The 13,348-nt window shown below is 50.8% G+C and carries 14 protein-coding genes; 10 read left to right on the forward strand and 4 right to left on the reverse strand.

What is annotated here, in order from left to right:
- Window positions 1-51 precede the first annotated feature (51 nt).
- Both ACMYR3_RS04395 and ACMYR3_RS04400 read left to right on the forward strand, forming a co-directional pair.
- A complete protein-coding gene (locus tag ACMYR3_RS04395; RefSeq protein WP_424194887.1) occupies window positions 52-633 on the forward strand; it encodes a TetR/AcrR family transcriptional regulator in 582 nt (193 codons plus the stop codon).
- Window positions 634-724: 91 nt separating this feature from the next.
- Entirely contained in the window at window positions 725-1,213 is a 489-nt protein-coding gene (locus tag ACMYR3_RS04400) for a hypothetical protein (protein ID WP_424194889.1), read from the forward strand.
- Between the two features lie 48 nt (window positions 1,214-1,261).
- Here the strand turns inward: ACMYR3_RS04400 and ACMYR3_RS04405 are convergent, their stop codons facing one another.
- Both ACMYR3_RS04405 and ACMYR3_RS04410 read right to left on the reverse strand, forming a co-directional pair.
- A complete protein-coding gene (locus tag ACMYR3_RS04405; RefSeq protein WP_424194891.1) occupies window positions 1,262-1,870 on the reverse strand; it encodes an HD domain-containing protein in 609 nt (202 codons plus the stop codon).
- A 398-nt stretch (window positions 1,871-2,268) separates the two neighbouring features.
- Window positions 2,269-2,466 (reverse strand): hypothetical protein, encoded by a 198-nt coding sequence (locus ACMYR3_RS04410; protein ID WP_424194893.1) that lies wholly within the window; start codon window positions 2,464-2,466, stop codon window positions 2,269-2,271.
- Between the two features lie 418 nt (window positions 2,467-2,884).
- Between ACMYR3_RS04410 and ACMYR3_RS04415 the strand changes: the two genes are divergently transcribed.
- A complete protein-coding gene (locus tag ACMYR3_RS04415; RefSeq protein ID WP_424194894.1) occupies window positions 2,885-3,814 on the forward strand; it encodes an ATP-grasp fold amidoligase family protein in 930 nt (309 codons plus the stop codon).
- A gap of 36 nt (window positions 3,815-3,850) precedes the next feature.
- Here the strand turns inward: ACMYR3_RS04415 and ACMYR3_RS04420 are convergent, their stop codons facing one another.
- On the reverse strand, window positions 3,851-4,543 hold the full coding sequence (locus ACMYR3_RS04420; protein ID WP_424196360.1) for a fumarylacetoacetate hydrolase family protein: 693 nt from the start codon (window positions 4,541-4,543) through the stop codon (window positions 3,851-3,853).
- 239 nt (window positions 4,544-4,782) lie between these two features.
- Here ACMYR3_RS04420 and ACMYR3_RS04425 point away from each other — a divergent pair, with 239 nt between their 5' ends.
- The 4 genes from ACMYR3_RS04425 (at window position 4,783) to ACMYR3_RS04440 (ending at window position 8,228) form a co-directional block, all read left to right on the forward strand.
- Window positions 4,783-6,291, forward strand: coding sequence for a DEAD/DEAH box helicase (locus ACMYR3_RS04425; protein ID WP_424194896.1), 1,509 nt, complete (start codon window positions 4,783-4,785; stop codon window positions 6,289-6,291).
- A gap of 136 nt (window positions 6,292-6,427) precedes the next feature.
- Window positions 6,428-6,829 (forward strand): MerR family transcriptional regulator, encoded by a 402-nt coding sequence (locus ACMYR3_RS04430; protein WP_424194898.1) that lies wholly within the window; start codon window positions 6,428-6,430, stop codon window positions 6,827-6,829.
- Between the two features lie 174 nt (window positions 6,830-7,003).
- Entirely contained in the window at window positions 7,004-7,459 is a 456-nt protein-coding gene (locus ACMYR3_RS04435; RefSeq protein ID WP_424194900.1) for a carboxymuconolactone decarboxylase family protein, read from the forward strand.
- Window positions 7,460-7,601: 142 nt separating this feature from the next.
- Window positions 7,602-8,228 (forward strand): LysE family translocator, encoded by a 627-nt coding sequence (locus ACMYR3_RS04440; RefSeq protein WP_424196362.1) that lies wholly within the window; start codon window positions 7,602-7,604, stop codon window positions 8,226-8,228.
- 10 nt (window positions 8,229-8,238) lie between these two features.
- Here the strand turns inward: ACMYR3_RS04440 and ACMYR3_RS04445 are convergent, their stop codons facing one another.
- Window positions 8,239-9,426: a hypothetical protein gene (locus ACMYR3_RS04445; protein WP_424194901.1), complete on the reverse strand. Its 1,188-nt coding sequence runs from the start codon at window positions 9,424-9,426 to the stop codon at window positions 8,239-8,241.
- 474 nt (window positions 9,427-9,900) lie between these two features.
- On the opposite strand from ACMYR3_RS04445, the gene ACMYR3_RS04450 reads away from it, so the two are divergent.
- The 3 genes from ACMYR3_RS04450 to ACMYR3_RS04460 all read left to right on the forward strand — a co-directional run bounded on the left by ACMYR3_RS04450 (window position 9,901) and on the right by ACMYR3_RS04460 (window position 13,298).
- Entirely contained in the window at window positions 9,901-10,887 is a 987-nt protein-coding gene (locus tag ACMYR3_RS04450; RefSeq protein WP_424194903.1) for an LLM class flavin-dependent oxidoreductase, read from the forward strand.
- A 78-nt stretch (window positions 10,888-10,965) separates the two neighbouring features.
- The gene (locus ACMYR3_RS04455; protein ID WP_424194905.1) at window positions 10,966-12,681 is read left to right on the forward strand and encodes an AAA family ATPase; all 1,716 of its coding nucleotides are present in this window, start codon (window positions 10,966-10,968) and stop codon (window positions 12,679-12,681) included.
- Window positions 12,678-13,298 (forward strand): glutathione S-transferase family protein, encoded by a 621-nt coding sequence (locus ACMYR3_RS04460; protein ID WP_424194907.1) that lies wholly within the window; start codon window positions 12,678-12,680, stop codon window positions 13,296-13,298. The genes ACMYR3_RS04455 and ACMYR3_RS04460 overlap by 4 nt, the downstream gene beginning before the upstream one ends.
- Window positions 13,299-13,348 lie beyond the last annotated feature (50 nt).

The raw sequence follows: 13,348 nt of genomic DNA on the forward strand, positions 1-13,348 counted from the left end.
CTGTAAATCAAATTACTTGATTTACTACCTACTAAAAGGTAGGATTTGAGCATGATTAATACATCCAATACATCTGACAGGATTTTGCACTGTGCGCGGTCGTTGATTGTCGCGGGTGGTTACAACGGGTTTAGCTATGCGGATATTGCGAAGGTCGTTGGGATCCGTAACGCTAGTATTCATCATCACTTTCCCAGTAAGGCCCTCTTGGTACAGGCGCTGGTGGCAGGATATAGGGCAGATGTTGAAGCCGGGATCGCTGGATTGGAGCGAAGCGTCTCCGGTCCGCTTGAACAGCTACGTGCTTACACGAATTATTGGGAAAGCTGCATCACTGATGAGACTGCTTCATTTTGTGTTTGCGCCTTGCTTGCGAGTGAAATACCGATTCTTCCTGAAGGGGTCACACTGGAAGTACGGGCACATTTTCGGACACTGTCGGCATGGCTCGCGTCGATTCTTGAGCGGGGCGCACAGCAAGGTAGTTTGACGCTGACTGCTCCGGCCAAGACGGAGGCCGAGATATTCATGGCTGCGGTTCATGGTGCGATGCTTTCTGCGCGTGCTTATGGTGACGCCAAGATGTTCGGCGCTATTGTTCAGCCAGTCTTGGCGCGCCTGGTTCGGTCCTGATGTTGAAACGTGGTGTCTATTTGGGTTGCAATAACTACCAATCAATAGGTAGTTAAATGGTTTTCGAGTACTTTTTTAAAGGATAACTTTTATGTTTGGAATTTCCCCGCTCGGCTGGATACATACGCTCGGTAGCTTGCCAGCTATCCCTTTGGCTGCTTATATGTTTGTGCGTGACGGGCGCATCGTGCCTCGATCAAAAGCCGGCATGGTCTATTTCTATTCGATGTTGATCGGTGCTATTTCCGCTTTTCTTGTGGTGCACCAGCCTGTGAGCTACGGAATCGCTGCTGCTACATTGATTCTTCTTCTTGCCGGTTATGGCATCGGGAGGCTTCCGAAAATGGGGCGTGCAGCCACGTATATGGAGACAGCCTTTCTGACCATGACCACGTTTCTGTTGATGGTGCCGACGGTAACCGAAACGCTACGTCGCGTGCCGGATGGACATCCCTTGGTTACTGATTTGAAATCGCCGCTCCTGCTTGGAGCCCAGGGGAGCCTTCTCGTCATGCTGATTGTGGGGTTGAGCGCTCAGATCCTGCACTTACGAAAGAAGGATCGTGCTGAGCGTCTATAAGCGTCAGGGTTTGACGGCTTCAACAATGAGGAATCGTCTTCCTTATATTCAATCACTTTGTATGGTGGGCTCTGACATTTGCCCTGAAAAATGTTGGGTTACCCATTGCTCGCATACTTCCCATAGCTGGGGGGCGCCGCTTTTGATGGTTGGGCCATAGCGGGACAAAACCTGTTCGAGAGACACGCCACTTTCTGTCCAGGTTCCCCCATGGGTGAATATGTTGACGAGTAGCGGCTGAAAGCGGTCAAGTGCCTTCGCGAATTTTGCGTCTTCTGTTTTCGCATCCTCAAACTCTTGCCACAAGCCCAGAAACTCGTTGCATTGCGACGGTGGCAACAAACCAAACAATCTTGCAGCTGCCCGGAGTTCTTGTTCGGCCTGCAATGCGCCGGAAGAGTTGCCGTGAATCGGGAAATCACCAACGTCTATCTCTACGATGTCATGCAGTAATAGCATCTGTACTACCCGACTGGTATTCACTGTGCTGCAAGCATACTCATTCAGTACTAAGGCATACATGGCCAGGTGCCAAGAATGCTCGGCGGAGTTTTCCTTACGGCTGCGGTCGAGCAGCGGGGATTGTCGTATGACGGTTTTTAGTTGATCGATTGCTTTTAGAAACGCCAGTTGTTTTTCCAGTGTGGTCAGTTGCATAGTTTGTCGCCTTTCAAAGAGCATCATTGGCTACGGAGTGCCCTAGTTGGGTAGGTATCCGAACCAACCTAGCGGCATTTGGAATGCATTGATATGTACAACTAGAGTCCCATGGAAAAGTGTCCATATAGTGTCCGTTGACCTTGTTTTCACCAAGCGGCTAGTGTTTGCGAGGGATTCGGAGCGACACCCACACACTGCGCCATCATGGGGGTATGAGTCGTATTTTTTTCAGCCATACCGATATTATGGCTGAGCTTGCGACTTTACTGACAGTCTGGATGGTGATGACTTGAAGGTGGCCTGTTCCTGTGGTGACAAGCAGTGAGCGCAATCAAGTGAATGCAATAAAAAAAGCGGCATTCGAGCCGCTTTTAAAATCCATTGTCTGAATAGAATTACATTGCGCGACCGTTATAGCCAATTGTGGCGTAGCCATCAGCGCCGGCCCAGCCGTGTTCGCCTTCATGCAGGCTGATGGTCACCTGGCCCTGTTTGCCCCAAACCTTGCCCCAGGCTTTTCCTGCGGCTTTGCCACCAATGGCACCCGAATTCTGACCCCAAGTTTTACCCATAACAGCTTTACCTTGTTGCATAGCGTTCCCCTTTTTAAAAGTTTGAATGGCAAGACACAGATGACAGGATAGTTTGCTTGCCAGACTTGACAGCCAGTGCTGTAAATGGCATAGGGCAATGCTTGTGCCAGTTGATGAAGATTTGAGTGAATCAGTGCATCTTAAGGCTTGTATTTAACAATTAAACCTATGGTTATTTTGAGAGGTATGGGTAGTATATGAAAAACAGTAAGTAATTTCGACACTATCAGAAATGTATTTTTATGTGTGCTTTAACTATTGGTTATATTTTAATCAAAACTGTTAATTCGTATTTTGTGAAATTGTTCACGTTAATCACCGACTTTCAAGGGAATACCCGTATCGGGTATTGATGACCTCTGCCTAGCATAGATGTAAATCTTTGTTAAACGCACATAAATCAAATGGGAGGGGCATCATGAGGGCGTGGATCTGGAATACCGGACGTCACTGGTTTTGGCAATTGATTGAGGCAATGCCTGATTTCATGCGGGTTCGGCTGCTTTATCTGCGTTATAAAAGATGCTTGCCCAACCTGCGTCATCCACAAAAATATACTGAAAAAATTCAGTGGCGCAAGCTGTACGACCGCCGTGAGGTGCTGACACGGCTTTGCGACAAATATCGTGTAAAGGAATACGTCAAGAGCCGGATCGGCGATAGCGTATTACCCAAGGTGTATTGGGCTTCGTCCGATGTGGACACGTTTGATCTGGCCAGTCTGCCAGACAGTTTTGTGCTCAAGCCCAACCATGGCAGTAATTGGGTGATGGTTGTCAAAGACAAGCGCGAGCTGGATATTGCCGCTACCAAGGCGCAAATGCGCGCCTGGTTGTCCGAACAGTTTGGTGGTTCGCGCGCAGAGTGGGGTTATGCGGCTATTGAGCCGCTGGTTTACGCCGAAGAGTTATTGCAGACGGCTGATGGCAAAGTCCCATCCGACTACAAGATGCTGGTGTTTGATGGCAAGGTACAGTTTATTGTGGTGGAGCATGACCGTTTTGGTGAGATGGTGGTACCGTTTTATGACCGTCACTGGAATCTGCTGAAGATGTTCTGTGATGAGGGCGGCAAACATCCTGGTTTGCCAAAGCCGATCAATTTTGCGCAGATGATGGCGTATGCCGAAACCCTGGCGGCAGGCATCGATTTTGTTCGGGTTGATTTTTACAATATCGAAGGTCGGCTCTACTTTGGTGAGTATTCAGTCTATCCGGCCAGCGGCTTTGGCAGTGTCCCGGCTGATCTGGATTTGCAGGTGGGTGCTTTCTGGCGGCTTGACCAGATGGCTATCCTGCAGGCAAGCGCAGTGACCAATCACAAGCCTTTGATGCCTGCCGGTGTTTGACCTGCAATACCTATCGTTTGTGGGATTCAGCAGTATTTAATGTGCTGCAATCCGCAGGGTAATTTCATCGACGCCATCGACACCACCATGTAGGTGGTCGCCAGGTTGAATGGCACCAACGCCTGCGGGTGTGCCAGTGAAAATCAAATCTCCCGGCATGAGCTGGTTGAGTTGCGAGAGATGCGCAATCACTTCTGCCACTGACCAGGTCATCTGGCTGGTGTGGGCATCTTGCTTCAATTCGCCATTGAGTTTGAACCAGATGGATGAATTGAGCGGATGACCAATTGCAGCGACAGGATGAATCGCGCTGATGGGGGCTGATTGATCAAAACCTTTGCCGGCTTCCCAGGGACGGCCCTTGTCCTTGGCTAAACCTTGCAAATCGCGGCGGGTCAAATCCAATCCCACTGCATAGCCATAAACATGCTCAAGTGCCTGTGCTACAGCAATGTCCTTGCCCGCTTTGCCAATCGCGACCACCAGTTCAATTTCATAGGCCAGATTTTTGGTGCCGCAGGCATAGGCAATGGTGCTGCCACTCGCCACAATGGCATCAGCCGGTTTGGCAAAATAAAAGGGTGCTTCACGGGTCGGATCGCCGCCCATTTCACGGGCGTGGTCGGCATAGTTGCGGCCAATGCAATATATACGGCGGACTGGAAACTGATCGGCTGACCCGGCAATTAGGACAGTCACGGGGGCGGGGAAGCTAAATGGGTAGCGCATCACAATCCTCAAAAACTGACCTTGATCATAAACGATCCGGGCTGAGTGACCAAGTGGCGACATGTATAAGAAGGCTTTTTATGGATGGTTTGATGCCTGCGGTTGCCAAATAGTGTCAGCCAAGGCGACACAGATCAGATAAATAGCCACAAAACTCGGTCTACAATAGCTGGTTGACCGACAAAGTCTGGCCGAACCTGGCCGAGGGACTATAATTGATTTTTCCCCGCGAAATGCCCATGCCATCCACTATCCCCACCTCTACCGCCATTCCTGACGTGACAACCGTGCGCTTTGCCGACTTTGGTCTGGATGATTCCATATTGCGCGCCCTGATTGAACAGGGTTACGAAACACCCACACCGATTCAGGCCCAGGCCATTCCCGTCGTACTGCAAGGTAAAGACGTCATGGGTGCGGCGCAGACCGGTACCGGTAAAACGGCCGGTTTTTCGTTGCCGATGATTCAAAAGCTCTTGCCGTTTGCCAATACCAGCACATCGCCGGCGCGTCATCCGGTGCGTGGCTTGATTCTCACGCCGACCCGTGAACTGGCCGATCAGGTTGCCGAAAACGTGCGTACCTATGCCAAACATACTAGTTTGCGCAGTGCCGTGATTTTTGGTGGTGTGGATATGAATCCGCAGACCGTGCAGTTGCGTGCCGGTGTTGAAATTTTGATTGCCACACCAGGGCGCTTGCTGGACCACGTTCAACAAAAGACGCTCAATTTGTCGCAGGCGAGCATGCTGGTGCTGGATGAAGCTGATCGCATGCTGGACATGGGCTTTTTGCCAGACTTGCAACGTATCTTGAATCTGTTGCCCAAAGCGCGGCAGACACTGTTGTTTTCGGCGACTTTTTCGAATGAGATCAAAAAGCTCGCCAACAGTTATTTAGTTGATCCGACTGTGATTGAAGTGGCACGGCGCAACGCGACATCCGAAAACATCACGCAAAAAGTCTTTGAGGTGAGCAGTAGTGAAGACAAGCGTGCGGCTGTGGCGCAGTTGATTCGTGAACATAGTATGTCCCAGGTGATTGTGTTTTCCAATAGCAAACTGGGTGCTTCACGCCTGGCGCGTGAGCTGGAAAAGGCCGGTGTGAAAGCCGCACCAATTCATGGTGATAAAACCCAGAACGAACGGATGGCCGCGCTCGAAGCCTTTAAAAACGGTACGGTTGAAGTGCTGGTTGCTACCGATGTGGCTGCGCGTGGCTTGGATATTACCGATCTGCCGTATGTGATCAATTACGATCTGCCCTTTAGCGCCGAAGACTATGTGCATCGGATCGGTCGAACCGGCCGGGCAGGTGCGCAGGGTTCCGCATTTTCATTGTGCGCGCCTGGTGACGAACGGTTGCTGACCGATATTGAAAAACTCATCAAGACCAAGCTGCTGCGCGAGCCGATGACCGTTGATAAACCCAGTCGTGGCCAGCGTGATGCAGGCGATGCTGCTGAACGCAGCGAGTCACGTTCCGAAGGTCGTGGTTATGGCCGCTCTGATTCGCGTTCGGATAATCGCTATGACGGTGCCAGTTCTGGTTCGGGTGGTGGCAGCGCAGGCAGCCGTGGGCGTCGCTTTACGCAAAAACAACCCGTTGACGAATTCTTTTTCAAGCCTTACGAACCTTCGGATACCGCATCCAATGTGGTTCATGCAGCACCGGTGTCCAGCAAGTCTGGCGTCAAGCGTCCAGTGGCCGCACTATTGGGTGGCTTAAAGAATACTGGTAAGGTGTAAAAAATATCGCCATTTAATAATGCACTTAAGGGGCTGATATTTATTCATACTGTAAGGGAGTACCACTTATTTTGCGGTTTTTAGCGCAAAATTCTGAGGCTTGAATCTGGCATCATCGCATCGCAGGAAGGTCATTATGAATGTGCAAACCTTCGCCAGTCAGGTGGGACTCAGCGCCCACACACTGCGTTACTACGAAAAAATCGGTTTACTCACGCAGGTCAAACGCCGCGCCAATGGGCATCGTTATTTTGATGAAGCCGACGTGCGCTGGATCAGCTTTATTCTGCGCTTAAAAGAAACCGGCATGGCACTAGCAGATATGGTGCACTATGCGCAACTGCGTGCCGCCGGCGATGCAACCCTGGCGCAACGACAAGCCTTATTAAGCTTGCATGCGCAACAATTGCAAGCCGAAATCGCCAGCAAACAACAAGACTTGGCCAAGCTGCAGGACAAAATTGCCTGGTACGACGCGCTGCTGCAACAGCTGGCCGCACCAGAGAATCCAGTCGCCTCCTCCAAACAGCCAGCCTGATTGGCTGAAACAAGGCATTGAAAGCCTGCGGCACGTCCCGCATCACATCAAACCAAATTGAAAATTTAAACAATGTGCCGACAAGCTCGTTAGGCTGATATTTTCATTTTGCTGCTTGACTTGGAGTGCACTCTAAGTTTTATGCTGAACTTATTTACTATCTGAAAGTTCATCATGACCACAGTCAACACTACGCCAACATCGCATCATCCTGACACTGCAACCGCCGACAGCGCGTCGACCCGTTATCAGCGCGGTTGGGACAAACTGCGTGAAATTGATGGCCAGGCCGGGGAGCGTGTGATTGCCGCCTTGCAGGATATTGCGCCTGATCTTGCGCGGCTGGTGATTGAGTTTCCGTTTGGTGATGTGTATTCACGCCCTGGCCTTGATCTCAAAAGCCGCGAAATTGCCACTGTTGCTGCATTAACCGCGCTGGGGAATTGCACGGCACAACTCAAGGTGCATATTCATGGGGCACTCAATGTGGGGTGCAGCCAGGCAGAAATCATTGAAGTGATCTTGCAAATGGCCATCTACGCTGGTTTCCCAGCGGCCTTGAATGGCATGTTTGCTGCAAAGGAAGTCTTTAATGAGTGTCAAACCGACCAATGCCGACCAATTTGCTGAAAACACAGACCAGACAGAATATTGAAGGGTTCAATATGGATGGGGCTGAGTACTGGATCGCTTAGATTGTGCACTTAGGTTGTGAATGACTTGGCGCTGCCATGAGCACCGAATAATTACCGTATCATTCATTATCATGACGATTTTGCCACTAACAACCAGCCTGTCGTTTTTTACCTTTGCCCTGATCCTGGCCTTGGCGCCAGGGCCAGACAATCTGTTTGTCTGCATGCAATCTGCCTTGCATGGTCGGCGTGCCGGCTTCTCGGTCGTGTTGGGCTTGTGTACCGGCCTGTTGGGGCATACCGCTGCGGTGGCGTTAGGTTTAGCCGCGGTGCTGGCAACCTCAAGCTGGGCATTGACGCTGATCAAGCTGCTTGGGGTGGCTTACCTGACTTATCTGGCTTGGCAAGCATGGCGCGCACCCGCTCAAACCTTGACTGCGCCCGCAGGCGCGGTACTCAGTCAGCATCAATTGTATTGGCGCGGTATCTTCATGAACCTGAGTAACCCCAAGGTCACGCTCTTTTTTCTCGCCTTCTTGCCGCAATTTACACAACCTCAACTCGGCCCAGTGGCAGGGCAGGTGGTCTACCTTGGCGCACTGTTTATGTTGGCTACTTTTATTGTCTTTGGCTGCATCGCCTATGGTGCTGGTTGGTTTGGGGAAAAGCTGCTGCGCTCATCGCGAGCGCAACGCTGGCTAAACCGGATAGCAGCCATATTGTTTGTTGGCCTGGCTATCCGGCTGATGTTCACCAAACAGTGATGAAGTATGTTTAAGCGTTAAAGGACTGTACTTTCAATGGCTGATGACGACGCTTTAACCATCCAAATAAGCCAAGTCCGGAACCCAGCAGTAGCACTGAGCCAGGTAAGGGGACAGGGGCGACTTCGGTGAGCAGAAAGGAAGTCTGATGGCCGTTGTAATAACCTGTGCCAATAATCTGACCGGTATTATTAATATCGGTCGCGCTGCTCAATAACCAGCCGTTACCGCTAGAGTCGAGTACCGTATTAAGATCGGTCATGATATTGCTGCTGTATAAGAATGCAGCTTGTGCGCCATTGATTTTTTTACTGGTGCCCACAATCGCGCCAGAATCATTAATGCCATTGCCTGAGCTATCGCTGCCACCTAATGTACCAATATCTTGCATGCTGCCATTGCGGTAGATAAATGCGTGTTTTAGGATATTGTTGCTTAATAGGCTGTTGCCGGTGATGACACCTTGATTGTTAATCGCCAGACCTTCGCTTGCATCGCCACCCAAGGTGCCAATGTCTTTCATTTGATTGTCCTCATCAATAAATGCATGCATGGCGCCACTAGTTGTTAGACTTACGCCAGTAACTTGACCGCCATCATTAATGGCATTGCCATGACTAATCACAAAACCGCCACCCAGTGTCCCCAGATCATTTAATTGGTTGTAGTTTGGGTTAGCAGTGAATGCTTTTTGATATTCAATGCCGATCCCACTCGTGCCTAAAATACCGTAACTCATGCCAGTTATTTGCCCTGCGTTATTGATGCCACGGCCATCAGTGCCATTTTGCTGAGGTACAAGTTTTCCAATCGCATTCATTTGATTGCCATCATAGACAAATGCATTTGGTCCGCTGAATTTCCCGAGGCTATATCCTGTCACTGCACCATGATCGTTGATACTCTTACCAAAAAAACTACTGGTGTTATCGCCACCCAAAGTGCCAATGTCTTGCATGCTGCCATTGTTATAAATATACGCATGGGTTTGGCCTGAGCTATTCACGCCGGAGCCGGTTACTTGCCCCAGATTATTGATGGAGGTTGCGTCAATATTGCTAAATCCACCGATCGCAGTGCCTAAATCAGTGATGTGATACAGCGGTGTCGCAGCTTGTGCAGCTCCTCCAATTACAACGACGGCGATACCCAGCATGAGGCGCATGATTTTCAAGTTGGGTGAAAATTTGGTTGTCATGTAGCAGGCTCCTGAATTGATTTGGCGATATGAGTTGGGGGTGAAATTCATTAAAAGTGCCATGATGTATCGTCACTATAATCATGGAGTGATGAAACATTCAACCTTGTATCGATGACAGTCACATCAATTTTCAATTGCAAGCCGGTTGGACTAGTCCGTAGCAGATTCTGATCTGGCTCGAGTGAGCCATCGTCGGTATGAGTCGATTTTTTAAAGTCAGTTTCTGGCTGTCTACTTTTTACTTAGCACTTCTGAATAACAGCATGTCTGATTCAAATCAGATCAATTCACTTTCAGGCGCGCTGATTGCATTAAAGAAGCTGGCGGCAAGCTGATTGTCATGTATCTGCCAAACACAACATTGTGTGTGCGGGTGGTGATGCGGGCGAATGGCTTGTTCTGGCCGTTTGGCAAACTTTTGGTTTGTTGTGATCCTTTGCGTGACTTTGGCTTGTGCCGGAAAGTGTTCCCATGAATCCACCGCGTTTTGGCTATTTATGCCTGTTTGAAAATCCGACCAATGAGCAGGGTCGGGCGCTGATTCGCCAGTTTGTGCTGGTGCGCGAGGCAGACCGTATGGGGTATGACGATATCTGGATTGCTGAGCAGCACTTTGATACCACTTGGCCGACGGGTGGCATTCATGCCTTGCTCGGCTATTTGGCGGGTGTGACTTCGCATGCCAAGATTGGCCCAGCGGCTTTGTTGCCGGCTTTCCATAATCCGGTGCAGATTGCTGAAGAAATTGCTTCGCTCGATTTGTTGAGTAAAGGCCGTTTCCAGATGGGCGTGGGTGCGGGTGGTCCATTTGCAGCGACTAACCAGCATTTTGGCGTGCCGCGCGAAGAAGTCACGCCGCGTATGCTGGAAGCACTTGATTTGATTCATCAATTACTCAGGGATGAGTCAGTCAGCTTTGCGGGTCAATACGCCCAGACCCATGCCTTGTCTTTGGTACCCCGTGCGACTCAGCCCACCATTCCAACCTGGATGGCGACCACCACCGAGAGCACGATTCAAACTGCCGCCAAACAAGGTTACGGCTTGATGGCAGCGGCCACTTATACCCACCAACGGATCAGAAAATTAGTGGCCAGTTACCAGGCTGCCGCACCGGGGGCTGATCCCAAACTGGTACTCGCCCGTTTTTGTTTTACTGCCAAAACGCATGATGAAGCAATGGCGATTGCCGAGCCTTATTTTGTGGACTTTAGCGAGCGCATGCGCGCCTTGGGTGTGGAAGACGAGCCGGGCATGTCGGTTGCACTCAATCCCGAGGCCTTGCTCAGGCAGTCACTGATTGGCAGTCATAACGAAGTGACCGAGCAGATCATCAAATTGCAGGAAGAGTTGGGGCCCTATAGCCTGGCATTGATTCCAACCACATCGCAGTTTGACAATGTCAAACATTGTCTGGCCGATATGGTGGATGAAGTGCGGCCACAGTTGATGGATTGATGACGGGCAGCGACAGTTGGTAATGTTGGCAGTGAACGGCAGCATGAAGCGTGATGGCGCAGTATTGAAAGGTGCAGTATGAAATTGCAGATTGAACGTGTTTATATCGAACAGATGGTGGCGGCTTTTCCTGGTCTGGCACCCTTGCAGGAGCAGCTGCGTTTTGGCAACAAGGTGGAAGTGCCGTTCAGTCAGTTGAGCAATCAGGAGCTGGCTTATCTGGGCAATCTATATCAACAGTCCGGGCCGGATATGCAGGCGCGTGCCGCGCAAATTCTTACACTGCAAAAAGCACTCAATGATGATGGCGTGCGTTTTACCGCCGAGGAGCTGGAGCAGGTTGTGCCCGCGATTGCTCGCTTTTTGATGAATCATGCCATTCGTGGCTGGCTGTTTGGCCTCAATGCGGCCAGTCGTCCTTTGCCTTATGTGGTCACGCGGATTGATTACACGCCCACCTCCAATGATGAAAGTGGCAAGGTTTTCCTTGAGCTGAAAGCTAATGCCAAGGGGGCGCTGGCTGGACAGACCCTGCGTATTTCTGCCAGTGATATTGCCGGCAAGACAATCAGTGAGATCTTTGCTGATAAAGGTTTTTTGAAGGAAACCGAAGAGCTGATTGCCGCCTATGATGAAACGGTGAATCGCTACTATGAATGGCGTTCCAGTTATGGTGCGCAGTTCTCAGGCACGGGTACGGGCTTTTATGCCGAAGATCCCGGTTCATCACATCGTGATACCGACTGGTCACGCAAGGATGTGGTGATCCTGTCCAGTGGTGGCGGCAGTGCTAAGCTGGTCAATGATGAAGGGATTCTGACAACACGCTCACTGACCCTCGACGCGCCGGGTGACATCCTCGGGCCGTACTTGCACAAGGCCGCCAAAAGCAATCGCTACGATGCCGAAGATGCGGTCAAGGAAACCCAGGCTAACATTCCCAAAGGGCTGTTTTGTCAGATGCCGATTCACGCTTATATTTTGATGTTTCATCTGGAGCTGCATCATTATTTATGGGTGCATGTGGACGACATCAAGCCTTACCAATACCAGCCCTTGCTGAAAGAAAAGCTGGTGTTGCCTGAAGAACAGACTGATTTGATTGACATCCTCACCGCCGAAATGGACGTGCTGATGGATGATATTGTGGCGGGCAAATCTGGCGGTACCACCGTCTTGTGTGCAGGCCCGGCAGGTGTGGGCAAAACCCTGACTGCTGAGGTCTATTCTGAAATCATCCAGCGACCTTTGTATCGCGTACATTCTGGGCAGTTGGGTCTGAATGTGGCGGCGATGGAAACCGCGCTCAAGGATGTGCTCACTCGCGCGCAGCGTTGGGGTGCGGTGATGCTGATTGACGAAGCCGATGTGTATATCAAGCGGCGTGATGACAACATTACGATGAATGCGGTGGTGGGGGTGTTTTTGCGCGTGCTTGAATATTTCAATGGCCTGCTGTTTTTAACCACCAACCGGGTGGATGATATTGATGAAGCCATCGTCTCGCGCTGTATTGCGATGATCAAGTTTTATCCGCCGGATGCGGCCGCCCGCCAAAAAATCTGGACTGTGATGACTGCCCAGTTTGGGCTGGATGTGGCACCTGCTCTGGTTGACGAGCTGGTGCATCTGTTTCCCGAGGCAACGGGGCGTGACATCAAGGGCCTGGCCAAACTGGTGGCCAAATTTTGCAGTCATAAAAAAGTACCCCCCAGTGTTGAAGTCTTCAAGCGTTGTTCGATGTTCAGAGGTATGGATCTGGAACGCGTGGAATCACTGCGGGAGGCGGCATGAAGTTTTACATGACGCCCGGTTCGTGTTCGACCGGCATTCATATTTTGCTGGAAGAACTGGAGTTGCCTTTTGCAGCGTATATCCTCAACCTGCCCGCAGGTGATCATCGCAAGCCAGACTACCTGGCACTCAATCCCAAGGCGACCATTCCTACGCTGGTGCTGGATGATGACACGGCCATCACCGAGTTTGCTGCCATCGCCTACTGGCTGGCGCGCAAGTATCCCAAGGCCAGATTTTTACCCGACAATCTCAACGACGAAGCGCGCGTGATTGAAGTGCTGACCTATGTGACCGGCACCGTGCACGGCCAGGCCTACACACGCATTTTCACCACGGACAGCTATAGCAGCAATCCTGACGATCACGCCGCCATCCAAGCCAAGGGCAAGGAAATGGTCGCCCATTGCTTTGAGATTTTAGATGCGCAACTGGCTGGTCGTGAGTATGTGGTGAGTCATTTCACGATTGCCGATGCCGCACTCTTTTATGTGGAATTCTGGGCTGAAAAGATTGGCCTGACTTTACCGGCCAACCTCAAGGCACATTACGAACGCATGCTGCAACGTCCAGTGGTGCGTCGGGTGTTGGCCGAAGAAGGCTATCGCTTGGGATAGTCAAGCAAGAAGGTTGAGCCGCCAAGATGCCAAGTGCGCCAAGGAAAACC

Source organism: Ampullimonas aquatilis, from assembly GCF_049675895.1.
Lineage (GTDB): Bacteria > Pseudomonadota > Gammaproteobacteria > Burkholderiales > Burkholderiaceae_D > Ampullimonas > Ampullimonas aquatilis.

Excerpts from the sequence above, each read along its gene's own strand:
- ACMYR3_RS04395 (WP_424194887.1), top strand. The coding sequence starts at position 52 with ATGATTAATACATCCAATACATCTGACAGGATTTTGCACTGTGCGCGG.
- ACMYR3_RS04400 (WP_424194889.1), top strand. The coding sequence starts at position 725 with ATGTTTGGAATTTCCCCGCTCGGCTGGATACATACGCTCGGTAGCTTG.
- ACMYR3_RS04405 (WP_424194891.1), bottom strand. The coding sequence starts at position 1,870 with ATGCAACTGACCACACTGGAAAAACAACTGGCGTTTCTAAAAGCAATC.
- ACMYR3_RS04410 (WP_424194893.1), bottom strand. The coding sequence starts at position 2,466 with ATGCAACAAGGTAAAGCTGTTATGGGTAAAACTTGGGGTCAGAATTCG.
- ACMYR3_RS04415 (WP_424194894.1), top strand. The coding sequence starts at position 2,885 with ATGAGGGCGTGGATCTGGAATACCGGACGTCACTGGTTTTGGCAATTG.
- ACMYR3_RS04420 (WP_424196360.1), bottom strand. The coding sequence starts at position 4,543 with ATGCGCTACCCATTTAGCTTCCCCGCCCCCGTGACTGTCCTAATTGCC.
- ACMYR3_RS04425 (WP_424194896.1), top strand. The coding sequence starts at position 4,783 with ATGCCATCCACTATCCCCACCTCTACCGCCATTCCTGACGTGACAACC.
- ACMYR3_RS04430 (WP_424194898.1), top strand. The coding sequence starts at position 6,428 with ATGAATGTGCAAACCTTCGCCAGTCAGGTGGGACTCAGCGCCCACACA.
- ACMYR3_RS04435 (WP_424194900.1), top strand. The coding sequence starts at position 7,004 with ATGACCACAGTCAACACTACGCCAACATCGCATCATCCTGACACTGCA.
- ACMYR3_RS04445 (WP_424194901.1), bottom strand. The coding sequence starts at position 9,426 with ATGACAACCAAATTTTCACCCAACTTGAAAATCATGCGCCTCATGCTG.
- ACMYR3_RS04450 (WP_424194903.1), top strand. The coding sequence starts at position 9,901 with ATGAATCCACCGCGTTTTGGCTATTTATGCCTGTTTGAAAATCCGACC.
- ACMYR3_RS04455 (WP_424194905.1), top strand. The coding sequence starts at position 10,966 with ATGAAATTGCAGATTGAACGTGTTTATATCGAACAGATGGTGGCGGCT.
- ACMYR3_RS04460 (WP_424194907.1), top strand. The coding sequence starts at position 12,678 with ATGAAGTTTTACATGACGCCCGGTTCGTGTTCGACCGGCATTCATATT.